Origin of the sequence: uncultured Mucilaginibacter sp., assembly GCF_903913935.1 — a bacterium.
Lineage (GTDB): Bacteria > Bacteroidota > Bacteroidia > Sphingobacteriales > Sphingobacteriaceae > Mucilaginibacter.
On record NZ_CAIWNH010000554.1, the window covers coordinates 1 to 22,524 of the forward strand.

A 22,524-nucleotide genomic window follows, 5' to 3' on the forward strand; every position below is an offset into this window, starting at 1 on the left:
GTAGGGGCGACCCTTGTGGTCGCCCAAATGGAGATCATTTCAAGGGCGACCACAAGGGTCGCCCCTACGGTTAAAAATATTTTTCAAACTTTCCAACAATTCGATTTTATTTAAATTAGAGCGAAAATTGCTCTCCCGACCTAATCTCAACCCCATGAATAACCACTTCAACAACAAAGTTACCTGGATAACCGGCGCCTCTTCGGGCATTGGCGAGGCGCTGGCTTATGCCATGTCGGCGGCAGGCGCAAAGCTGATCTTATCGGGCCGCAGGATGGATGAACTGGAAAGAGTGAAACAGGCCTGCAGCGATCCGGGAAGTGTGCAGCTATTGCCGCTTGACCTTGCGGACGCGGCCTCGCTGGAAGGCAAGGTGGCGGATGCGATCATTTGTTTCGGGCATATCGATATCATGGTGCACAATGGCGGGGTTACCCAACGCGGGCTGGTGATTGAAACCGGTATAGAGGCGCACCGCCGGGTAATGGAAGTGGATTATTTTAGCTATGTGGAACTTACCCGGGCGCTGCTGCCGCATTTCGTAGCGCGTAGGGCGGGGCATTTTGTAGTTACCAGCAGCGTGATGGGGAAGATCGGTACACCCATGCGGTCAGCATATGCCGCGGCCAAACATGCCCTGCATGGTTTTTTTGATTGCCTGCGGGCGGAGGTTGCGGCCGACAATATCAAAGTCACCATTCTAACGCCCGGTTATATCCGCACCAATATTTCACTTTTCGCTGTCACCAACAAACCTTATGGGTTGAACAAGCCTTCCGAAAACATTGAAAATGGACTATCCGCTGACCGTGCGGCAATTCAGATCATGAAAGCCATCAGAAGAGGCGCCTTTGAGGCTTATATTGGCAAATTTAGCGGCGAAAGATTCGCCATTTGGGTTATGCGTTTTGCGCCGGGGGTGTTTACCAGGATTGCGCCGAAGCTGGTGCCGAAGTAGCGGTCTCCCGGGCCTGTTAAAACCATTGTGTCAGGAGAAACGGCAGCTTCTCTGCTGATGGAAGAGACGGTGTAAAAAGTCCTTCAGGAAGGTTTTTATGATCAGAAAGCTTTTGTCGCACCAAATGCCATCCCCGGTTTTACCCGCTGCCTGGTCAAAGTATAAATACGATACAAAAGCATAATAACTGTGGGGATGCCCAGCCAATGCGCATGGAACGATGCGCGGATATCGCCATGGAATAGAAAAGAAATAGCATGCCCCAAACCGCAGCCGGGGCACCATTTATAGCCCATGGCCTTTAATGGGCATAAAGAGAAATGCGCCTGGCTGGTCGGATCGGTAAGCGCCAGTGAAACCAACGCAGCGGTCCAAAAAACCAGTTCAAAATATTTATTAAAAAGCTGTTTAATCAACCTTATTGTGCTTCGTTGTAAAAAGGGCAGCTACGCCCAAAGCCAGTAGTAAACCTACTAATAATGCGCCAAACATTCTGCCTGAAAAATCGGTGATGTCCTGCCTGTTTATTTCGTCAACATAAACTATAGCGGCGGCAACTGCCACCACTCCACCGATCAGCAATATTTTAAACGCCTGTATCAATCCTTCCAAAAATCCCATTTTGCCCTTACAATCGTTATTGCGGTAACTTCTTACGCCAAAATATAGTCCGATTAAAGGGATCAGGCCTGCGCAATATTCTACCGGAGACATAAAACCGCTTTGCGGTGTGAGGCCAAACTTTGGAATAATAAAGATCCAGAGTCCGCTTAAAATGCCTATAAAAAGGCCAAAGGTAATTGCGTTCTTCATGGTTATAATTTAGGGATCAGCGGTTAGGGGTAGAAATCGGAGATTGGGGCTTAGCGATCAGGTAAGTTCAAAACATTTCACTGATAGCTAATATCCGGCCTCTGGTCTCTATTTCTATATAAATTTATTAATAAAAGTAATTACTAAACCAATTTGTTTGTAATATTTTACAACCAAAGGTCATTGTACTTATAAAAACCCTTTTTTGCGTATATTTGCCACAGTTTGAACATCCGTGATATTTTAGAACGCTATAAAACTGATGAACGGATAAAGGCATTGGCGCAGGCGCTGAATGCTGCAAAAAGTCCGAGGATCCAGTTACGTGGATTGGTGGGATCAGGAGATTCCGCCGTGGCGGTAGCTTTGTATTTTTTGCAACACAAGCACATGATTTTTGTGTTGCCCGACCGCGAAGAAGCCGGTTATTTCCAGGCCGACCTGGAGAACCTTACCGGTAAAGAAATATTACTCTTTCCCTCTTCCTACCGCAAACCTTTTGAATTTACCCAACCCGACAGCAGCAACGTATTGGCACGCGCCGAAGTACTGAATGAACTGAACCATTCAACCGAATTCGGGCAGCTGATCGTTACTTACCCGGAGGCATTGGCCGAAAAGGTGATCGACAGGGCCTCACTCGAAAAAAACACGCTTGAAATTGCCGTCAGCAATAAACTGAGTATTGATTTTATCAATGAGTTTTTAATTGAGTACGATTTTGACCGGGTTGATTTTGTTTATGAACCGGGGCAGTTTTCTATCCGCGGCGGCATCGTAGATATATTTTCCTTCTCGCACGAACTGCCTTACCGGGTGGAATTTTTTGGCGATTTTATTGAGTCGATACGGACATTTGAGATCGAGAGCCAGCTTTCAGTCGAACAGGTAAAGACGATTACCATAGTACCAAACGTTCAATCCAAATTCCTTACTGAAAACAATATTTCGCTGCTGGAATACGTAGATAGCGATAGCCAGGTTTGGATAAAAGATGTGCAGTTTACGCTGGATATTATCCAAAGCGGTTATAAAAAAGCCACGCAGTTATGGAAGGCATTATCCGCAGAAGAAAAAAATAAAAACCCGGACTGGATAGACCCTAAATTTGGTTTTACCGATGAAAAACTGATTGCCGACCAACTGCATGATTTTGCGGTGGTGGAATTTGGCAAGCAGTTTTTTTACCAGGCGACAGCTGCCATAAATTTTGATATGCGCCCGCAGCCGTCATTCAATAAAGATTTCAGCCTGCTGATCCATAATTTTAAAAATAACGAGGCAGACCATATCGAAAACTTTATCCTGACGGACAGCGCCCGCCAGGTAGAAAGGCTGTACGCGATATTGGAGGATTTGGATAAAACGGTGAAGTTTACGCCGATCAGTATTTCTATCCGAGAGGGCTTTGTGGACCGGGAACAAAAGCTGGCCTGTTATACCGATCACCAGATCTTCGACCGGTATTATAAATACAAACTTAAAAAAGGCTACCAGCGCTCGCAGGCTATTACCCTGAAAGAACTGCGGGAACTTAAACCGGGCGATTATGTTACCCATATCGACCATGGCATTGGTAAATACGCCGGGTTAGAAAAGGTTGAAGTAAACGGCAAAAACCAGGAAATGATCAGGCTGATGTATGCCGATAACGACCTGCTGTATGTAAACATCAACTCGCTTAACCGCATCTCCAAATATAGTGGCAAGGAGGGCACTGTGCCAAGGATGAATAAACTTGGCACTGATACCTGGGAAAAGCTAAAGAAAACCACAAAAAAAAAAGTTAAAGACATTGCCCGCGACCTGATCAAGCTTTACGCCGTGCGTAAAGCACAGAACGGGAATGCTTTTTCGCCGGATACCTACCTGCAAACCGAACTGGAAGCTTCTTTTATTTACGAGGATACGCCCGACCAGGAAAAAGCGACCAGCGACTTTAAAAAGGATATGGAATCGCCGCACCCGATGGATAGGCTCATTTGCGGTGATGTAGGTTTTGGTAAAACCGAAGTGGCTATCCGGGCCGCATTTAAGGCCGTTGCGGATAGTAAACAGGTGGCCATCCTAGTGCCGACCACCATCCTCGCTGCCCAACATTACAAAACCTTTAGTGACCGGTTGAAAGGCTTCCCCTGCAATATTGATTATGTAAACCGCTTTAAAACCAGCAAACAGATCAAAGACACGCTGGAGAACCTGAAGAACGGCAAGGTGGATATCATCATCGGTACCCACCGCCTGGTGAGCAAGGACGTAAAATTTAAGGACCTTGGGTTGATGATTATTGACGAGGAGCAAAAATTCGGCGTATCCACCAAAGAAAAGCTGAAGCAAATGCGCGCCAATGTGGATACGCTGACGTTAACCGCAACCCCGATACCGCGTACGCTGCATTTTTCGCTGATGGGCGCCAGGGACCTTTCTATCATCTCGACCCCGCCACCCAACCGGCAGCCGGTGGTTACCGAATTGCATGTGTTTAACGATACGCTGATCAAAGAAGCCATTGAGCATGAGATTGACCGCTGCGGCCAGGTGTTTTTTATCCATAACCGGGTGGCCGACCTGCCGCAACTAGGCGGGATGATCCACAAACTGGTGCCAAAGGCCCGTATCGGCATCGCCCACGGTCAGCTGGAAGGCGACGCACTGGAAGATGTGATGCTGAAATTTGTGAACAACGAGTATGATGTGCTGGTGGCTACTACCATTATTGAAGCCGGCCTGGATATCCCGAATGCCAATACCATCATCATCAACTATGCCCATATGTTCGGCCTGAGCGACCTGCACCAGATGCGGGGACGGGTTGGCCGGAGCAATAAAAAGGCATATTGTTATTTACTGAGCCCGCCGTTATCAACCCTCACCAGCGAGGCCCGCAAACGCTTGAGCGCCATCGAAGAGTTCAGCGACCTGGGCAGCGGCTTTAACGTGGCCATGCGCGATTTGGACATCCGCGGCAGCGGCAACCTGCTGGGCGCCGAACAAAGCGGCTTTATTGCCGAGATCGGTTTTGAAATGTACCATAAGATTTTGGACGAAGCGATACAGGAATTGAAGGATGACGAATTTAAAGGCTTGTTCACCGATGAAAAACCAAGGCCGTTTATTTCCTTTACCCAGATTGATACCGACCAGGAGATCCTGATCCCGGATGAGTATGTGACCAGTATATCCGAACGCTATAATTTATACACCGATCTTTCCAAACTGGAAAACGAGGTGGAACTGAAAGCCTTTAAACAACAACTGATAGACCGTTTCGGGCCGATACCACCGCAGGTAAACGACCTGCTGAACACCATGCGCCTACAATGGCTGGGCAGGGCCATTGGTTTTGAAAAACTATCCCTCAAAAAAAATGTACTGCGTGGCTATTTTATCGCCAACCAGCAATCGCCCTACTTTGAAACCGATGCTTTCCGTAATGTCCTCGCTTTTATGCAGGCCAACCCGCGCAGGTGTAATTTAAAGGAGGTTAAAAACTCTTTGAGGTTGAGTGTTGAAGGCATCAACAGCATTAACCAGGCGGTGAATTTATTGACGGAGGTGGCGGAGCCTGTGGGGGTGTAGTGCGATCTGTTAAACTTAATAAAGTATATTTGCTTATTGAATGTTCCGAAAAAAATATGGCTATATCGCATTACTCATATAAAGAATTTAAACTTTATCCTGAGAAATGGCCTCTACACCAGTGAATCTCCAAATTTCGATCCGAATTATATTAAAATCGGAGATCCTACTTTAATTAATTACCGAAAAAATTTAGATGCCCGAAACCCTCCCGGCGGCAAACTATCTGAATATGTTCCGTTTTATCTTGGCCCGCGTTCTCCAATGCTTTACCAAATAGCGTTGGGATATGAAGATATAACCAAATTCTCGCAGGAAGAAATCGTTTATATCATTTCTTCTTTTGACCAGGTTAAATCACATCAATTGGCTTACTTCTTTACCGATGGTAATGCCCGTAGCGAAACGACTACAGCTTATGTATCGGAAGCCGATTTTGCATTATTGGATTGGCAAACCATTTATAATACTTATTGGAAAAGTGACGAAACGGATTTACTTAGGAAACAAAAAAAGCAATCTGAATTGTTAATAAAGGATCATTTGCCAATAAGTTGTATCGACTTTATTGGCGTATTCAACAATACTGCAAAACAAAATGTATTACATTTGTTAAAAGAAATGAATTTAAACATCCCCGTAAAAGTATCGCCAACTAAGCTGTATTATGATAATTTATAAAGCAGGCAATATTCTGGATGCAAAAGCAGCCGCATTAGTCAATACCGTAAACACGGTCGGTGTTATGGGGAAAGGGATTGCATTGCAATTTAAGAATGAATTTCCCGAAAACTACAAAGCATATAAGGACGCGGTGAAACGAAAAGAAGTGAACGTGGGCAAGGTTCAAATTGTTCCGGTTAACAGGTTAAACGGCGTAAAATACATTGTTAATTTTCCCACAAAAGCCCATTGGAGAAATCCATCAAAAATGGAATGGATAAAAGATGGCCTTAAAGATTTGCATATGCAGATCCAAACATATAAAATCGAATCCATTGCTATACCTCCCTTAGGCTGCGGTAACGGTGGGCTTAACTGGGAAGTGGTAAAACCGTTAATTACTGAGGCACTATCCGATCTGGAAATAAAAGTATATGTATACGAGCCAACTTTAGCCATTAAAGAAGCTTTAAAAAAGGAAGAAAAACCTTCCGCAGCCAGGCTTACCCCCGCAAGGGCGATGTTGTTATATTTATTATATCAGTACCGTGCATTAGGTGAATTTGCAAGTGAATTTGCTGCGGAAAAATTAAGTTACTTTTTACAGCGGTTCGGCGAAACGCAATTAAAGCTTGATTTTAAAAAAGGGCTGTACGGACCGTATTCCGGTAAAGTGCGGCATGTGCTTTACGCTTTAAATGGTTACTACATAAAAGGGTATGAACAAAAAGAAGCGAAGCCTTTTGAAACGCTTGAGCTTATTGCTTCAAAGAGAGACGAAGTCAAAGACTTTATTGATGAATCTGCCTCAGTGACAGAAAAAGAAAGATTGGATAAAGTCGCTGAGTTTATACAGGGATTTGAATCTCCATATGGGTTGGAATTATTGGCTACTGTAGATTTTTTAAGTCATGCTGATTCGTTAACTGACGCAGAAAGTATTAAAAAAGAATTATGGTCGCAGAGAAAAAAAGACTTGTTTCCATTACATCATATACAGTTAGCTATTACTCATCTCGATAAATATCGCAACATACTCTATTCGGAGTAAAACTTTGGTTCTTTACCCGTGCCCACCCTCATTGATCTCTCCCACATCATTTTTGGCGGGTTAATGACTCATAAAGGCTTGCCCGCACCTATCGTTTGCGATTATTTGTGCCGGAAAAATTTAAACTACTCTAATTTACAAAGTGGCTTCTGCATGTAGATGGCCGGTTTTTTAAAAGGCGACTATTCCTCTTTTTTCTTCTTATCCTTATTTACCATCTCTGTGAAACTCTTTGCCGCATTAGTAAAATCTGAAGGCATCAAAATTACAGTAGTAGTGTTATTGTCGATACCTATTTCCGACAGCATTTGCATCCTCCTTAACTCAAGGGCAATCGGGCTGCCTTCCATTTGTTTTGCACCCTGCGTAAGTTTTATTGATGCTTCCAGTTCAGCCTCGGCTTTGACGATGCGGGCGCGTTTTTCGCGGATAGCTTCTGCCTCACGGGCCATGGCGCGTTGCATGGATTCGGGGATCTCTACGTCTTTCATTTCCACCATTTCAATTTTTATTCCCCAGTTTTCGGTCGCGGCGTCTACGATTTTTTGCAGGGTCCTGTTTATTTCTTCGCGTTCGCGTAAAACTTCATCGAGGGAATGTTGCCCGATAATATTCCGTAATGCAGTAACCGAAAACTGGTAGACCGCCCGGTTGTAATTGGCAACTTTTATGATGGCATCCTCCGGGTTGGTTACCTTAAACCAAAGCACCGCATTTACTTTTATGGTTACGCTGTCTTTAGTGATGGTTTCCTGCTGTTCAAGGTCGACGGTGTTGGTGCGGATATCTACCGTTACCTGCCTGTCAATAAAAGGGATGATAAGGTAAATGCCAGGCCCCCTGGTGCTATGGTACCGGCCCAGGCGAAATACGATGGCGCGTTGATATTCCTGTGCGATGCGAACACCCATCGCGATTAATATAAGCGCGATAAATATGATGACGAGTAAATACATGGTTTTTCGGTTTTAGATTTATTGTAAATGTATATACTCTTATTTGAAAATCAGCCACATAACAGATGATTAATTTCGGTTTCGGCATCTGCTTTATTGGAAGTTGGGATGGATGCATAATCTTATGGAAATACCTGCCTAAAGCTGTCTGTGCGGACACAGACAGGGGAAAAAACACTTAAGAATTGAAGGTGTTAACAGCATTAACCAAGCGGTGAATTTACTGACTGAGGTTGCGGAGCCGGTGGGGGTGTAGTGACCCCTCCGACATTTGATAATGGTTATTTAATGTGAGTCGCCAAGTATTTCTATCTTGTAAGCAATTTCTCTCTTGTAGGTATTGTAAATGTCCGATTTATTGTTCAAATATTCTCCGTTTTCCCGGTAGGGCAAAGTTATTCTTAATCTCAACGGTATTCCATAATGCTTTGCAGTGCTCCAACCCCCGCATTTCAGAAACGCCGCTGTTAAATTATTATTCAGCGCCGTATCTGCGGTTCCTAAAAATTCAATGTGGGAAACACTATTGTCTTTTTCTAAAATAAAAGAGAACCGGGCAGTATCAAGATTCATTTTTTTATGGTCGAAGTTTTTAGGAAGTTTAAAATGCCCGCGCATGATCCTTATAAAACTGATAGGGTCATTCTGGTTATATTTCGCCAGTTCGTGGTCTCTTTGAAAAGGATATGCCTTTCCTGTTTTATCATAACCGGTTCCCGAAATATATTTGCCGTCCTTATACAAATAAGTGTACTTTATAGAATCTATCACCTTTGTGCTTCCTTTCCATAGGCCATCGGGTAAACCATTTTTAACGGCCCCCTGTAGTGCAACATGTGTGTTTTCGTAGGAAAGCCACCACCCATTACCTTCGGTACAAATATTATTGCCATTTTGGTCGTAACACTCCCAGTTCAACACTGTATTGTTTGCCCCTCTTCCTACGCTCAAATGCTTCAAACTGCAATAGATAGTTCCGTCGTAATTATACATGTATTCCATCCCTTCTTTATTGCCGTGAACATAATGGGCAATGGTATGCCTTTTCCCGTTTGAAAAATAGGTGATGCACTCTCCTGTCAATACAACATCTCCTTCGGTATATGTCCTGGGAAGACCGGGGTCCGATTTTCCCACAAAAATAAGTTTTCTATTCTTATCATACTCCATTATACCCAGGTTTGCATCCGTGCCATCCGGGGGGAGAATGATCCGCATAAAATCAGCATTGTCAGGAGTGGTTACCACAGGGGAGCCATTGGATACCTGTTTGAGATAAAAGACCGCAGTATCAAGGCGTTGGGCTATGGCATTATTTGTATTTGTAAGACCTGCCACAAGCAGTAGTCCATAACTTAGTAGTTTGGATAAGGTTTTATTTTTCAACGTTATGTTATTATAAGTCGAATTTAAAAAAACTATCGGAAATTAATAAACAGTTTACAAGGCATCTGGAAAACACTACGGCATTTCAAACCGGATCGGCAGGCTGCCTGCTTGGATGAACAATTGTTTCTGAGCTACCAGCCCAAAGCTTTCATTGAGGATAACAAAATGAGAGGTGAAAACCGAAAAAGTGCTGACAAGATCTTGTCACTGACAAAATATTGTCAGCAGTTAAATAATTAACAATCAGCTTTGTAGTGTTTTGCAGCACTTGTAGCGCACGCTACAAACTTCCATTCCGGCTACTGATACTGTGTGGGCTGAAGCCACAGCATTGACTTTCAAAAAGTAATGCTATTGATTGATTACAAAAAAATAAAATTAGCTTTGGTTCAATAATTATTATTTCCCATGCCCACCCTCATCGACCTTTCGCATACCATTTTTGACGGCCTGATCACCTACAAGGGCCTGCCTGCGCCCATCATTTGCGATTATCTGAGCCGTGAAAACTCCAAACAATTTTATGAAGCAGGCACCGAGTTCCAGATCGGTAAAATTGAGATGGTGACCAATACCGGCACTTACCTGGATTGCCCCTTCCACCGGTTTGAGCATGGTAAGGACCTTTCGCAAATTGCGCTGGAGCAATGCGCCGCACTCGATGCCATCACCATTAATGCAACAGGGGTTACAGCCATCGGCAATGAATATTTTCTCGAAAAAGACCTTAAAAACAAAGCGGTACTGGTGTATACCAACTGGGCCCGGCATTGGAACACGGTTGATTATTTCGAGGGCCATCCGTATCTAACCGAAGACGCGGCCCTTTATTTAAGGGATGCAGGCGTAAAACTGGTGGGTATCGACAGCCATAATATTGACAATACCGCAGGAAAAACACGCCCCGTGCACACCACCCTGCTTGGTGCTGAGATCCTGATCTGCGAGCATCTATGCAACCTGGATAAATTGCCCGCCAATGGTTTTCAGTTTAATGCCGTACCGCCCAAGATTAAAGGCGCGGGCACATTCGCGGTGAGGGCTTATGCGAGTTTGGGATAGATTGCCGCTAACATTTTTTGCTCACAATGAACTAAATAACAACCATTTGCCTAAATTAGCTTTGTAACACCAACCTAACAGATATGAAAGCAAAATTTACGTTGTTTTGTATAGCCGTTTTGTCGGCAAATGCTGCCTTTTGCCAAACCTATATTAAAAATGTAACCGTTGTTGATGTTTTAAAGGGCAAGCTCGTTTCCGATCAAACGGTGACCATAAATGGTGCCATCATAACTGATATTGCTGCATCAAAAAAAGTAAACATCCCGGCAAATGCAAATGTAATTGACGGCACCGGCAAGTTTTTGATGCCGGGGCTTACCGATGCGCATATACACTTTTTCCAAAGCGGGGGTTTATATACCCGGCCGGATGGGTTGGACCTCCGCAAATACGTTCCCTATGACCAGGAGATTGCCTGGGGCCATGCGCATATGGACGAATTTTTACGCCGCTATACCAGCGCGGGAATTACCACTGTTGTCGACCCCGGCGCTACCTTTAATTTTTTAAAAGAACGCGACAGCCTGAAAAATAAAAGCTATGCCCCTGATATTTATATGGCGGGCCCCCTGATCACCACTTATGAACCAGCGGTATTTAAAGATTTAAAAAACGATGAGCCTTTTAACCTGGCAGCAACCGCCGAAGAGGCCCGTGCCTGCATCCGGAAGCAATTGCCTTATCATCCCGATTTTATAAAAATATGGTACATCGTATTGGATAAGGATAAAGAAGCCGGTGCCCGCAAACTTGAACCGGTAGTAAAAGCCGCCATTGACGAGGCGCACAAAAACAATTTAAGGGTTGCTGTGCATGCTACAGAGAGAATTACCGCGCAGCTGGCCATTGAAAGCGGCTGCGATTACCTGGTGCATGAAGTGGAGGACGAAGTGGTATCGGATGATTTTATTAAATTACTGATCAGTCGTAAAGTGGTGCTTTGCCCCACCATGATTGTAGAGGATGGCTTTGTAAATACTTTTGGGCAAACTACCCGGCCGTCCTATTATGAGTTTACCCGCTCAAACCCGGAGCAGCTGGGCTCGCTTTATGATTTAAAGCATATTGCCGATACCGCTTTGGTAAACCGCTATAAAAAGCGAATTGCAGCAAGTGTCGCTTTTTTTGCGCACGATGATTCAGTAAGAATGGTGAACCTGAAAAAGATGGCAGATGCCGGCGTTAATATCGCGGCTGGTACAGACGCGGGAAATCCGGGTGTAATGCATGCTTCCTCCTTATTTGCCGAATTGATGGCCATGAAGCAAAGCGGGATGAGCAACTGGCAGGTCTTAAGATCTGCCACGGTTGGCGGTGCAATGTCAGTAGGAAAGGAAAACGAAATTGGCAGCATTACAAAAGGTAAAAAGGCCGATATGATATTGCTGAACGCCAACCCGGCAGACAGCCTGCAGGCGCTTAAACAAATAAGCCTGGTGATCAATAAGGGAAATGTTATTTCGCCAGATTCGCTTATAAAAGAGACGCCTGAAGCGCTGGTTCAACGGCAGTTTAATGCCTACAATGCCCGCAATATTGAAGCCTTTATGGAGCCATATGCCGACGATGTTGAGTTTTACGATTATCCTGATAAACTGCTTGGAAAAGGCAAAGATGCACTGCGCAAAGTTTACACGGGGCTTTTTAACAAATTCACGGCATTGCATTGCGAACTTAAAGGAAGAATGGTGCAGGGCAATGTGGTGATTGATAATGAAAAGGTTACCGGAATCGGCAAAGACGTCATCAAAGGGGTGGTTATTTACAACATCGAAAACAACAAAATCAAAAAGGTTTATATCGTGCAGTAAAAGGGGGCTGGCAGTGAAAGTCTGTGGCGAACAGAATTTGGGGAATGGGAGCTTGGAGGCCGCCGTTCAAAAAACAATTCCGAAATCGGCATTCCGAAATCCGAAATCAATCCTACTTCACCCTTTTATAAATATCCTTTAAATTCCTACCCATTTCTTTGTAATCAAGGCCGTAGCCTACTACAAATTCATTTTCAATTTCAAAGCCAACGTATTTCAATTCATCGATTTTTTTCAACAAAGCGGCCGGTTTAAGCAACAGGGAGCAAAGTTTTATGGAGGCCGGTTGTTTTGCCTTTAATTTTTCGAGCAGGTAATGGGCGGTATTACCGGTATCCACAATGTCTTCTATAACCACAACTTCGCGGCCTTTAATATCTACGCTAAAATCAATATCGTCGCGGATTTTGAGGCTGCTTTTGGTGCCGCCATAGTACGACGCCAGTTTGGTAAAAGTAATTTCGCAGGGGATATCAATCTGTTTGATCAGGTCGGCAATAAACAAAAAGCTGCCATTTAAAACGCCCACAAAAACGGGCACACAATGCTGATAATCTGTATTTAACTGAAGGCCAATTGCTTTGATCCTTTCTTCAATAGCTTTAGCCTTTATAAGGGGTTCAAATTCTAAGTCCGCTATTTTTGTTTTCATGCCACTAATGTAGGAAAAAGTCGGGAAGTCCGAAAGTCAGAAAAGTCCGAAAGAAAAATAATGTAGCGAGTGATGTGGGTTGTCTTGTAAAACACCCGTCCCGCTGAACTTTTTATTTCTTTTCTAACTTCCGGACTTTTCTGACTTTCCGACTTTCGGACTAAAAAAAACTATCTTTGCGCCTCAAATGACGGATTACGAGGTACATACTTTAGCCAACGGCATCAGGATATTATTAAAACATTCGCCCTCAGCCATCACACATTGCTGTTTTGTGGTGAATGCCGGTTCGCGTGATGAAACGGAACAGCAAACCGGGCTGGCGCATTTTATTGAGCACCTTTTATTTAAAGAAACCGAAAAACGCGGGACAAACCAGATCCTTAACCGGCTTGAACTGGTGGGCGCCGACCTGAATGCTTATACTGCCAAGGAATATACCTGTATCCATGCCTCGCTGTTAAACCAGCACCTTGAACGGGCGATCGACCTTTTTGAAGATATCCTGTTTCATTCAACCTTCCCGGACGAGGAAGTTGAAAAAGAACGGGGGGTTATCCTGGATGAAATAGCGTCCTATCTTGATCAACCCGAAGAAGCCGTTCAGGACGATTTTGAAGAACTATTATTTAAAGGGCACCCGATCGGCCGGAATATCCTGGGCACAACGGAAGCTGTCGGCAGATTGGGCAGAGATGACATGAAAGCTTTCATCGCGGCCAATTACAATACTTCACAAATGGTTTTTGCCGTTTTCGGCGACTACGATCTGAAGAAATTGATCAGGCTGTCTGAAAAATATTTTGGCCCCATTCCTGCAAACAACTCGGTGAAAACCCGGATAAAGCCGGGCATAACCCTGCCAGGAAAAATTATTTTAGCCAAGCCCATTTCGCAAACTCATTGCATGATAGGGGCACAGGCTTATTCATCAGCCCACCAGCATAAAAATGCGCTGCTGCTGCTTAATAATTATTTAGGCGGGATGGGCATGAGCAGCCGTTTGAACCTGGAGATTAGGGAAAAATATGGTATTGCTTATACCATCGAATCAAATTACACACCCTTAACCGATACCGGAATTTTTTCCATCTATTTTGGTACCGATAGCGAAAAGGCAGAAAAAGCCACCAAATTAATTTATAAAGAACTAAAAAAACTGCGCGACAACCAATTTGGCACCTTGCAATTGCACCAGGCTAAGCAAAAATTTATCGGCCAGATAGCCCTTGCTGAAGAAAGCCGCATGGGCCTGATTATCTCCATGGCCAAAAGCCTGCTCGATTTTAATGATATAGATACCCTGCAGCAGGTATTCGACAAAATAAATGCCGTAACCGCCGGCCAATTGCTGGAAATAAGCAATGAAATATTTGATATTGACAGTATGATTACCTTACTATTTGAGCCTAAGCAATAAACCCGTATTTTTGCGGAATGAAATCATGCATCAGCTGTGTATAATACAATAAATTCAGCTTGGCAGAGTTTCATTACCATTTAATAAAACACTTTAATGAAATTTCCTATCATCGCATACGGCGACCCTGTTTTACGAAGAAAAGCAACAGCAATTGAACCCGACGAATACCCGCACATCAAAGAGCTGATCGATAACATGTACGAGACCATGTATGCGGCCCATGGCGTTGGGTTGGCCGCGCCGCAGGTTGGCCTGTCCATGCGATTGTTTGTTGTAGACGCTTCGCCATTTGCAGAAGATGATGCCACCTTAAACGGTTTTAAAAAAGCCTTTATCAATGCCCAGGTGCTGGAAGAAACGGGGGATGAATGGCCTTTTAACGAAGGCTGCCTGAGCATCCCCGACATCAGGGAAGATGTTTACCGTTGCCGCCACGTAAGGTTATCCTATTATGATGAAAACTGGAAACATTACGAGGAAACCTTCACAGGAATGGCCGCGCGCATTATCCAGCATGAATACGACCATATTGAAGGCAAGCTTTTTACCGATAAGTTAAGCCCGCTCCGCAAACGCCTCATTGAGAAAAAACTCAACGACATTTCAAGAGGGATAGTTGACGTAGAGTATAAAATGAAATTTCCGGCTGTTAAGAAAGGAAGGTAGTTTTTTAGAATCAAGAGTCCAGAACCAGGGGTCAAGATAAAAAAGGGTTCAGGGGAATGTCTCAGTTCAGGTTCTTTTGATTAACAAATTATATCGCTTTACCGGTTTGGCGGTAACACAGCATATGCAGACCCATGCCGCTTAAAAACAGCCCACCACTACCAGGTTCTGTCCGGGCTCCTGGCTCTTGAATCTTGTTCTATAGCTTAATTTCCTGTGGTGGCGTTATTCCCGCTGCTGGTTGGGGTTTCAGTGCTTCGGCTTTTATCCCCTTCAGAAATTGATTTGATCAGGCTTCCCCATGCAAAAGGATTAAACAGCGGGTTAACAGTTGAGTGCGAGTTGAGCACACCATTATGAAAATCCTGGATGCCGCTGGTTTCAGGCCCATCGCGGGGCAGTGTTTTTTCAAGGGTTTGTATAGACGATGCGCTCAGGTTTTTCCGGGCAATTGCCAGGTCATCATCAGCAACTTTCATTGTCAAAAAATCTTTTGTAAAATCCTCGGCAGTGGCCCACGGAAAAACGCGGAAAACCGGCAGGTTAACGATCTGCGGTTTAAGCAACACCTGCATCATATAACTTCCTGTTGCAACATGTGCTGGTATAACCACATAAATTGTGTTATAACCTACACATGAGAAGCGGATGGTATCCTGCTCATGCACCACAAATGAAAAATAGCCGAGGTAATTGGTTTGGCCCGCTTCGTTGTGGTTTGTTGTATTTACAATACTTACATAGGGTACAATAACTTTAACGCTATCGGCATTATGCACCATACCGGTAAACTGCACCAGTGGTTTCTCCTGCTTTTGCGCCAAAGCCGTTAACGTTGCAAATAAAAATAAAAACAGGCCGGTTACTTTTTTCATCACCAATTGATGGCTGGGGTATTTAAAATTTTAATATTATTTATACAAAATTAACCTATTGCCGCAACGCGGGCTACAATTTAACAAAACTTAACACTACCTCATGTTTTCAGGAAGTACCGCGTTAGGGTCATCCACCTCGGTGAGGTTGATCGCTTCAACCCCTGTAATTTCAGGTACTGCTTTTTTTATAGCTTCTTCAATTCCCGCCTTCAGTGTCATTATACTCATCGGGCAGGTACCGCAAGCGCCAAGCAATTTAAGCCTGACAACCTTTTCAGGTGTGATCTCCTCAACCGAAACGTTTCCGCCATCGGTAAGCAAATAAGGCCTTATCGTATCTAATGCCTGTTCTACCCGTTCTAATAAACTCATTTGTACCAATTTATAAGTAAAGTTATTAATTATTTACAACAATTGAAGCATTTATAGCATTAGCGTTACAAATGGCTACCTGCTGCGCTACTTTTTTGGCCATTTCAATAAAAGCCCCTGCCATAATGCTATCTTCCTGCAAAACCACCGGCATGCCGGCGTCGCCGGATTCGCTGATGCTTTTTACCAGCGGGATCTCTCCCAAAAAAGGAGCTTTTATCGATTCAGCTAATTTACTGCCGCCACCCTGGCCGAAGATATAATATTTATTATCCGGCAATTCAGCCGGCGTGAAATACGACATATTTTCAACCACGCCCAGTATGGGCACATTAATGGCATTCATCATAAACATGCCAATGCCCTTTTTTGCGTCAGCCAGCGCCACATTTTGTGGTGTAGTTACAATAACCGCCCCGGTTACCGGGAAAGTTTGGGTAACAGTGATGTGGATATCGCCGGTTCCGGGCGGCAGGTCGACCACCAGGTAATCCAGTTCGCCCCAATCGGCGTCGTTGAATAATTGTTTTACCGCGGTCGACACCATCGGCCCGCGCCACGGAACGGGTTGATTAGGGTCTGTAAAAAAGCCTATAGATAAAAGCTTGATTCCGTATTTTTCAATCGGCTCGATGCGTGTTTTTCCATCTACTTCTCTGGCCATTGGCCTTGTATCCTCCAAACCAAACATAATAGGGATGGACGGCCCGTAAATATCGGCATCTATCAGACCCACTTTCGCCCCTGTTCTGGCCAACCCCAATGCCAGGTTTACGGCGACGGTTGATTTCCCTACGCCGCCTTTACCTGATGCCACCGCGATGATGTTTTTTACGCCGGGTACTCCTGTATTCTTTTGGGTAGTAACCTTTGATGTCATATCAATATGCACTACCGCTTCTTTGCTCACAAAATACATGATCGCGTTTCGGCACGCATTTTCTATCATTGCCTTCAATGGGCAGGCCGGCGTAGTTAATATGACCGAAAAGCTGATGTTATTTCCATCAATATGGACATTCTGGATCATGTTAAGCGTTACCAGGTCTTTTTTCAGATCGGGTTCCTCAACATTACTTAAGGCTTGTAAAACTTGTTCTTTGGTGAAAGTGCTCATAATTCAAACAAAAATACCTAAAAGCACAGCAATTAATGTCATTTGATTGATAAAATACGGCGACATGCGATGGCCAACTGCAAACTAGCACGTCATCAGATGATGCGTTGTTATGCGATGTTAAAAAAGGCTGGTTTGAACGGGCTTCAGGTCAATCGCACCCTTGTTTCCAGCCAATTCCGGATTATGGTTTCCGTTGATATAGTATACTTCCGTTTCCTGGTACCGTGAGGCGACAATAATATTGACGCCACCGGCGCAGGCTTCAAATAATTCCTGCACCAATTGCGGGTCATTGTTGTTTTTTGAAAGGTGTGCCAACAGCAAATGGCTCATAAAAGCGGGTCTGTGCGCGATAAACAGCTCGACAGCCTGTTTGTTGGATAAATGCCCGTTTCCCCCACGGATACGGCGTTTCAGGTGGTAGGGATACCCGCCCTTGTCGAGCATATCATCATCATAATTGGCCTCCAAAAACGCGGCATGGCAGCGGCTGAAATGACTAACCAGGTTTTCGCAGGCTATGCCGATATCCGTAAAAACACCTACTGTTACACCTGCCGAGGTGATCGTAAAACTATAGGGATCGCTGGCATCGTGCTTTTTGGGAAACGGGGTAATGTTTAATCCGCCAATGGTAACTGTTTCGAAAGGGGTAAAAGAGTTGAGCAATTCCCCGTCAATAACCAAACTTCCACCGCGCATTGTTGGTGGGGTAATATAAACCGGCAGCTGGTATTTTTTTGACAAAACAGGGATCCCGTTGATATGGTCGGAATGCTCATGTGAAACAAAAATCGCCCTTACCTTTTTCATGGACAAGCCCAGGCGCAACATCCGCTTTTCGGTTTCGCGGCAGGAGATCCCGGCATCCACCAGCACGGCTTCGTGCTCATTACCCACGTAATAGCAATTGCCATTACTTCCTGAATTTAACGATGCGATAAAAAGCGACATGATAATGCAAAGAAACCGGATTTATTTCGGATTTAGGAATTTTTCGTTTTGGTTTGTTTTAAAGACGCTCAAGGAGGCTGCGCCGTTTCGATTTCGGAATTAGTTTAAAGGATTCAAAGCCGCAATAATAGAAGAACGGGTATATTCCGGTGAAAACGAAAAGAAATTGGCTCAATAAAGAAAAAACAAATCCGAAACCGAAAATCAGAAATCCGAAATGTCCTATCTTTATCCCATGGACTCACCAATTACTTTGCCTGTATTAAATACCGATGAACTTCGCGTTCTGGGTGTGCTAATGGAAAAAAGCAAAACAACGCCTGAATATTACCCCATGACGATCAATAGCCTGACTACGGCCTGTAATCAAAAAACTTCGCGAAAGCCAGTAGTAAATTACGATGAAGATACCGTTGCCCAGGCGCTGAACACGCTAAAGCGGCGCGGGTTGATCTCGACGGCTACCGGCGGCTCCATCCGTTCGGTTAAATACAAACATAATTTTGCTATTGTATTCCCGGTGTTGCCATCAGAAGTGGCTATTATTTGTTTGCTTATGCTGCGCGGGCCACAAACGCCCGGTGAATTGAACACCAACTCGGGCAGGATGCACGAATTTGAGTCGATTGAAGAAGTGCAGGAAGTGCTTGAACGCTTAAGCAGCCCCGAAATGCCATTCCTTGTACAACTTCCACGAAGGCCAGGCCAAAAGGAAGCCCGGTATGCCCATTTATTATGCGGCACCCCCGATTTCAGCGACGAAGATTTTGAAGATGAGACCCCTTACAGAAACCACGGCGGCTTGGAGGCCCGGATAGTGAAACTGGAGACAGAGCTTGCTGAATTACGGGAAGCATTTGACAAGCTGATGAAGGAATTAAGCTAACGGTTGCAAGAATTTCTACTGCTAAAAAACACCCTTTAAATTACTATTGTGAAAGGTCCGCTTAAAGCTGCCACATGAGAAAAATACCGATAATTATCCTTGTGGTAGCTTTAATTTTTTCATGTAGAAAAAACCAATTACAACTGCCACCTGCACCGGGAGAACTTCCGGTTACAATAACGCTGAACCAAAGCCAGGCGGGTTATTCCATTCCACCTACTTTTGAAGGCTTAAGTTTTGAAACAAAAATTTTGACTAATAACCCCGGTTTTTTAAACGTAAATAATCCGGTCCTGATTCAAATGATCAGGAATCTTGGGCCGGGGGTTTTGCGTATAGGCGGAGAGACCTGCGATGAGGTTTTTTGGTCCGATAATCCACGGAATCCCAGTTCTGGCAGGGATACACTTACCATTTCTGATATCGACCGTTTAGCCGCTTTCTCAATGGCGATAGGATGGCAGGTTTTATTTGGCTTAAACCTGGGCAGCAATGATTTAGTGAAATCTTCAAATGAAGCTGCTTATGCAGGCAACCGCCTCGCCGGCAACCTGCTCGCTTTTCAATCAGGCAATGAGCCGGATGTGTTCCATAACGGGATACGCCCGCGAACCTATAATTTTTCTAACTTCCAGGATGAGTGGGAAGCCTATCTCACGGCAATTAAGACCAAAGTACCCAATGCATCCTTTGCCGGCCCTGATGTTGCATACAATACTGACTGGATAACAGCCTTTGCCGTTGAAGAACATTATAATATTAAACTACTGGATTGCCATTATTACATGGCCGGGCCTGCAACAAGCCCGAATATCAATTACCAAACCATTTTAGCCGATGACGGAAATTTACCCGGATATCTGGCTATCATCAAATCTCAGGCAAAAAAATATAACTTACCATACCGCATCAGCGAAAGTAACAATGTTTATGGCGGAGGGAAGGCCGGGGTGAGTGATGTGTTTGCATCGGCGCTATGGGCGCTTGATTTTATGTGGATAATTGCCGAAAATAACGGCAGCGGTATAAACTTTCATACCGGTGATGGCTTGTTTTATTCACCCATTTCAACTCAAAACGGCGTGCTGCAGGCAAACCCGGAGTATTATGCGATGCTGGCTTTTAACTATGCCAGTACCGGGGGCAAAATTATTCCCGCGAGCATTAGCAATTCAGAACTTTGCAGTGCATACGCCTGTGTTAAACCCGACAACAGCTATGTTTTAACGCTTATTAACAAAGATGAAAAAAACAACGCTTCCGTTACGATATTGTTGAACAAAACTGCTTCTGGCATTCAAATTCAGCGGCTTACTGCACCATCACTTAACGTGGCCACGGGGATTACATTTGCCGGAAGTACAGTAAATGCTGATGGCACCTTTGAGGCAAAAACAACGGAGCAATATGCTGTCGCCGGAAACAGTGTTGTGGTTAAAGTGCCGGCGGGAAGCGCCGCAATTGTAACCGTACGGTAACTTTTCCTTTTTTGCACCCCTGTTGGTTAACCAATCATTTTTCTTCTTCGCTTCAGCAATGCCGCGAGCTGAATGCCGCTAGGGCAGCCTGTAAAAGCAATTTAAACGGCGACGGAATTTATTTAAGATTCAACTTGTTTTTCATAGCACTGAAAGAACTGATATAAGCATGTGAACTCAAAAAAACTTATCATCAATTATTTTGTTTAACTAATAAATAAAATAATATCGCCATGAAAAAATTAAGTTATGTGTTCATTATCGCCCTTGCGGCTTATGCCATGCAGGGCTGCAACAGCGCCCCAAAAGACGCTAAAGACAGCGCCGACAGCGTAAACAAAGCAAAAGATACAAGCGCTATGTCAGCAGATACAATGAAAACCGTCACCGGTGACGCCAAATTCGCGACCTCGGCAGCAGCCGGAGGAAATGCTGAAATAGCGTTGTCAAAACTTGCGCAGCAAAAAACAGCCGATGCGCAAATCAAAAAATTTGCTGAAATGATGGTCAAGGACCACAGCAAAGCAGGGGATGCCTTGATGGCAATTGCGAAAAAAGAAAACATTACCATGCCAGCCGCGATGGACGCCGATCACCAAAAGAAATATGATGATATGTCGAAGTTGACAGGTACCGATTTTGACAAGGCATATGTAAATCTGATGGTTGACGACCATAAAGGGGCGCTTGAATTAATGCAGGACGAAGCAAAAAATGGCAAGGACCCTGCGCTGGTAGCTTTTGCCAGTAAAACAGCGCCGGTAGTGCAATTGCACCTGGGCGCCGTTAATAAGATACATGACAGTATGAAATAATATTTGATAATGTCGGTAAAAGAGGCTGTATCATAAGTAGAACAAAGACGGATTATACAAAATTATATTTTGCGCTATAAAAACTCTGTGCCTCTCTGCGCCTTCTTTGAGCACTCTGTGGTAAAATTTAACTACAGAGATCACGGAGACAGGAACGCAAAGATCGCAGAGGCAAATATTATTTGGTAACCCTTTGATACAATCGACTTTTGAGACAGCCTCCTTTTTTATGCGCTTTGGCTATAAAAGGGATGCTAAACTTTTGCGCAAACTTGTATCAACTTGTATTGTTTTTAGTCAAATAAATAAAACCTGATGCTTTAGTTTTGAATTGCGTTTAGCAAACAAGCACCGGCGGCTCTAAATTATTTGGCGGGGACATTGAAAGTAAGCGGGGCACAAAAATTACTTCGTGTTTATTGTTTTACCCAGCCAGGCTGGGTTTTCTGTAGCAGAAACCCTGCTTTTCTATGTCTTTACTGTCAGTATTTCCTAATATTGCAAGATAATTCTTTATTATTTTGAAAACCCTTAACGACCTGCTTTTGTTGGGCGATCCCCGCCTGTATGAAACCTGCCAGCCTGTGCTGAGAACCGACCTGCCGCTATTGAAAGACTGGATTGCTGATATGGATAATGTGATGCAGGAGATCAGGTTGAAATATAATTTTGGCCGGGCAATTGCGGCACCTCAATTGGGGATTATGAAAAGGCTGGTTTACATGAATATTGACAAGCCGGTTATATTTATTAACCCTGAATTTACTGATTTGAGCGGCGAACTATTTGAACTATGGGACGATTGTATGAGCTTTCCGAATTTACTGGTAAAAGTTAAGAGGCACTGGAGTTTAACGATGAATTACATGGATGAGCATTGGGCGCCGCAAAGCTGGAAAATGGCGGGCGACTTGTCGGAGCTGTTACAGCATGAAGTAGACCACTTAAACGGGGTGCTTTGTACTATGAGGGCGATTGATGAGAAATCATTTAAA

Annotated in this window: 21 protein-coding genes; 12 read left to right on the plus strand and 9 right to left on the minus strand. The window is 44.2% G+C overall.

Annotated elements, in window-relative coordinates:
• Positions 1–154 precede the first annotated feature (154 nt).
• Positions 155–958, plus strand: coding sequence for an SDR family oxidoreductase (locus tag QZY09_RS22300; RefSeq protein ID WP_295676306.1), 804 nt, complete (start codon positions 155–157; stop codon positions 956–958).
• 101 nt (positions 959–1,059) lie between these two features.
• Here the strand turns inward: QZY09_RS22300 and QZY09_RS22305 are convergent, their stop codons facing one another.
• On the minus strand, positions 1,060–1,374 hold the full coding sequence (locus QZY09_RS22305; protein WP_295676308.1) for a DUF2752 domain-containing protein: 315 nt from the start codon (positions 1,372–1,374) through the stop codon (positions 1,060–1,062).
• Entirely contained in the window at positions 1,367–1,771 is a 405-nt protein-coding gene (locus tag QZY09_RS22310; RefSeq protein WP_295676310.1) for a DUF4199 domain-containing protein, read from the minus strand. The genes QZY09_RS22305 and QZY09_RS22310 overlap by 8 nt, the downstream gene beginning before the upstream one ends.
• Positions 1,772–1,996: 225 nt before the next feature.
• On the opposite strand from QZY09_RS22310, the gene mfd reads away from it, so the two are divergent.
• From mfd to QZY09_RS22325, 3 genes are read left to right on the plus strand one after another with little or no spacing between them, the layout of a single operon-like run.
• Positions 1,997–5,350 (plus strand): transcription-repair coupling factor, encoded by a 3,354-nt coding sequence (gene mfd / locus QZY09_RS22315; RefSeq protein ID WP_295676312.1) that lies wholly within the window; start codon positions 1,997–1,999, stop codon positions 5,348–5,350.
• A 36-nt stretch (positions 5,351–5,386) separates the two neighbouring features.
• Complete coding sequence (locus QZY09_RS22320) at positions 5,387–6,031, plus strand: DUF4433 domain-containing protein (RefSeq protein WP_295676314.1); 645 nt, start codon at positions 5,387–5,389, stop codon at positions 6,029–6,031.
• Entirely contained in the window at positions 6,018–7,064 is a 1,047-nt protein-coding gene (locus QZY09_RS22325; RefSeq protein ID WP_295676316.1) for a macro domain-containing protein, read from the plus strand. Before QZY09_RS22320 ends, QZY09_RS22325 begins: the two co-directional genes overlap by 14 nt.
• Positions 7,065–7,246: 182 nt before the next feature.
• On the opposite strand, the gene QZY09_RS22330 is transcribed toward QZY09_RS22325, so the two are convergent.
• Both QZY09_RS22330 and QZY09_RS22335 read right to left on the minus strand, forming a co-directional pair.
• Positions 7,247–8,020: a slipin family protein gene (locus QZY09_RS22330; RefSeq protein ID WP_295676319.1), complete on the minus strand. Its 774-nt coding sequence runs from the start codon at positions 8,018–8,020 to the stop codon at positions 7,247–7,249.
• A gap of 285 nt (positions 8,021–8,305) precedes the next feature.
• The gene (locus QZY09_RS22335) at positions 8,306–9,406 is read right to left on the minus strand and encodes a hypothetical protein (RefSeq protein ID WP_295676321.1); all 1,101 of its coding nucleotides are present in this window, start codon (positions 9,404–9,406) and stop codon (positions 8,306–8,308) included.
• 411 nt (positions 9,407–9,817) lie between these two features.
• Here QZY09_RS22335 and QZY09_RS22340 point away from each other — a divergent pair, with 411 nt between their 5' ends.
• Together QZY09_RS22340 and QZY09_RS22345 are read left to right on the plus strand one after the other, a co-directional pair.
• On the plus strand, positions 9,818–10,471 hold the full coding sequence (locus tag QZY09_RS22340; RefSeq protein ID WP_295676323.1) for a cyclase family protein: 654 nt from the start codon (positions 9,818–9,820) through the stop codon (positions 10,469–10,471).
• Between the two features lie 83 nt (positions 10,472–10,554).
• Positions 10,555–12,285 carry an amidohydrolase family protein gene (locus QZY09_RS22345; RefSeq protein ID WP_295676325.1) on the plus strand — a complete coding sequence of 577 codons (1,731 nt, stop codon included), beginning with the start codon at positions 10,555–10,557 and terminating at the stop codon, positions 12,283–12,285.
• Between the two features lie 112 nt (positions 12,286–12,397).
• Here the strand turns inward: QZY09_RS22345 and hpt are convergent, their stop codons facing one another.
• On the minus strand, positions 12,398–12,937 hold the full coding sequence (gene hpt / locus QZY09_RS22350; protein WP_295676329.1) for a hypoxanthine phosphoribosyltransferase: 540 nt from the start codon (positions 12,935–12,937) through the stop codon (positions 12,398–12,400).
• Between the two features lie 187 nt (positions 12,938–13,124).
• Here hpt and QZY09_RS22355 point away from each other — a divergent pair, with 187 nt between their 5' ends.
• Together QZY09_RS22355 and def are read left to right on the plus strand one after the other, a co-directional pair.
• Complete coding sequence (locus QZY09_RS22355) at positions 13,125–14,357, plus strand: pitrilysin family protein (RefSeq protein ID WP_295676331.1); 1,233 nt, start codon at positions 13,125–13,127, stop codon at positions 14,355–14,357.
• A gap of 96 nt (positions 14,358–14,453) precedes the next feature.
• A complete protein-coding gene (gene def, locus QZY09_RS22360; RefSeq protein ID WP_295676334.1) occupies positions 14,454–15,026 on the plus strand; it encodes a peptide deformylase in 573 nt (190 codons plus the stop codon).
• Between the two features lie 206 nt (positions 15,027–15,232).
• On the opposite strand, the gene QZY09_RS22365 is transcribed toward def, so the two are convergent.
• The 4 genes from QZY09_RS22365 to QZY09_RS22380 all read right to left on the minus strand — a co-directional run bounded on the left by QZY09_RS22365 (position 15,233) and on the right by QZY09_RS22380 (position 18,350).
• Positions 15,233–15,901 (minus strand): hypothetical protein, encoded by a 669-nt coding sequence (locus QZY09_RS22365; protein WP_295676336.1) that lies wholly within the window; start codon positions 15,899–15,901, stop codon positions 15,233–15,235.
• 96 nt (positions 15,902–15,997) lie between these two features.
• Positions 15,998–16,276: a NifU family protein gene (locus QZY09_RS22370; protein WP_295676338.1), complete on the minus strand. Its 279-nt coding sequence runs from the start codon at positions 16,274–16,276 to the stop codon at positions 15,998–16,000.
• Positions 16,277–16,301: 25 nt separating this feature from the next.
• The gene (locus tag QZY09_RS22375; RefSeq protein WP_295676341.1) at positions 16,302–17,393 is read right to left on the minus strand and encodes an Mrp/NBP35 family ATP-binding protein; all 1,092 of its coding nucleotides are present in this window, start codon (positions 17,391–17,393) and stop codon (positions 16,302–16,304) included.
• A gap of 120 nt (positions 17,394–17,513) precedes the next feature.
• Positions 17,514–18,350 carry an MBL fold metallo-hydrolase gene (locus QZY09_RS22380; protein WP_295676343.1) on the minus strand — a complete coding sequence of 279 codons (837 nt, stop codon included), beginning with the start codon at positions 18,348–18,350 and terminating at the stop codon, positions 17,514–17,516.
• A 235-nt stretch (positions 18,351–18,585) separates the two neighbouring features.
• On the opposite strand from QZY09_RS22380, the gene QZY09_RS22385 reads away from it, so the two are divergent.
• The 4 genes from QZY09_RS22385 to QZY09_RS22400 all read left to right on the plus strand — a co-directional run.
• Entirely contained in the window at positions 18,586–19,236 is a 651-nt protein-coding gene (locus QZY09_RS22385; RefSeq protein WP_295676346.1) for a YceH family protein, read from the plus strand.
• 74 nt (positions 19,237–19,310) lie between these two features.
• Positions 19,311–20,714, plus strand: a complete 1,404-nt coding sequence (locus QZY09_RS22390; RefSeq protein WP_295676349.1) for a glycosyl hydrolase family 79 C-terminal domain-containing protein — start codon at positions 19,311–19,313, stop codon at positions 20,712–20,714.
• A gap of 233 nt (positions 20,715–20,947) precedes the next feature.
• Complete coding sequence (locus QZY09_RS22395) at positions 20,948–21,529, plus strand: DUF4142 domain-containing protein (protein ID WP_295676351.1); 582 nt, start codon at positions 20,948–20,950, stop codon at positions 21,527–21,529.
• Between the two features lie 521 nt (positions 21,530–22,050).
• On the plus strand, positions 22,051–22,524 hold a 474-nt coding region (locus QZY09_RS22400), incomplete at its 3' end, for a peptide deformylase (protein WP_295676354.1).

Coding starts and splice junctions, on each gene's coding strand:
- QZY09_RS22375 (WP_295676341.1), bottom strand. CDS start 17,393: ATGAGCACTTTCACCAAAGAACAAGTTTTACAAGCCTTAAGTAATGTT.
- QZY09_RS22310 (WP_295676310.1), bottom strand. CDS start 1,771: ATGAAGAACGCAATTACCTTTGGCCTTTTTATAGGCATTTTAAGCGGA.
- def (WP_295676334.1), top strand. CDS start 14,454: ATGAAATTTCCTATCATCGCATACGGCGACCCTGTTTTACGAAGAAAA.
- QZY09_RS22380 (WP_295676343.1), bottom strand. CDS start 18,350: ATGTCGCTTTTTATCGCATCGTTAAATTCAGGAAGTAATGGCAATTGC.
- QZY09_RS22355 (WP_295676331.1), top strand. CDS start 13,125: ATGACGGATTACGAGGTACATACTTTAGCCAACGGCATCAGGATATTA.
- QZY09_RS22330 (WP_295676319.1), bottom strand. CDS start 8,020: ATGTATTTACTCGTCATCATATTTATCGCGCTTATATTAATCGCGATG.
- hpt (WP_295676329.1), bottom strand. CDS start 12,937: ATGAAAACAAAAATAGCGGACTTAGAATTTGAACCCCTTATAAAGGCT.
- QZY09_RS22345 (WP_295676325.1), top strand. CDS start 10,555: ATGAAAGCAAAATTTACGTTGTTTTGTATAGCCGTTTTGTCGGCAAAT.
- QZY09_RS22370 (WP_295676338.1), bottom strand. CDS start 16,276: ATGAGTTTATTAGAACGGGTAGAACAGGCATTAGATACGATAAGGCCT.
- QZY09_RS22340 (WP_295676323.1), top strand. CDS start 9,818: ATGCCCACCCTCATCGACCTTTCGCATACCATTTTTGACGGCCTGATC.
- QZY09_RS22325 (WP_295676316.1), top strand. CDS start 6,018: ATGATAATTTATAAAGCAGGCAATATTCTGGATGCAAAAGCAGCCGCA.
- QZY09_RS22385 (WP_295676346.1), top strand. CDS start 18,586: ATGGACTCACCAATTACTTTGCCTGTATTAAATACCGATGAACTTCGC.
- QZY09_RS22300 (WP_295676306.1), top strand. CDS start 155: ATGAATAACCACTTCAACAACAAAGTTACCTGGATAACCGGCGCCTCT.
- QZY09_RS22365 (WP_295676336.1), bottom strand. CDS start 15,901: ATGAAAAAAGTAACCGGCCTGTTTTTATTTTTATTTGCAACGTTAACG.
- QZY09_RS22395 (WP_295676351.1), top strand. CDS start 20,948: ATGAAAAAATTAAGTTATGTGTTCATTATCGCCCTTGCGGCTTATGCC.
- QZY09_RS22390 (WP_295676349.1), top strand. CDS start 19,311: ATGAGAAAAATACCGATAATTATCCTTGTGGTAGCTTTAATTTTTTCA.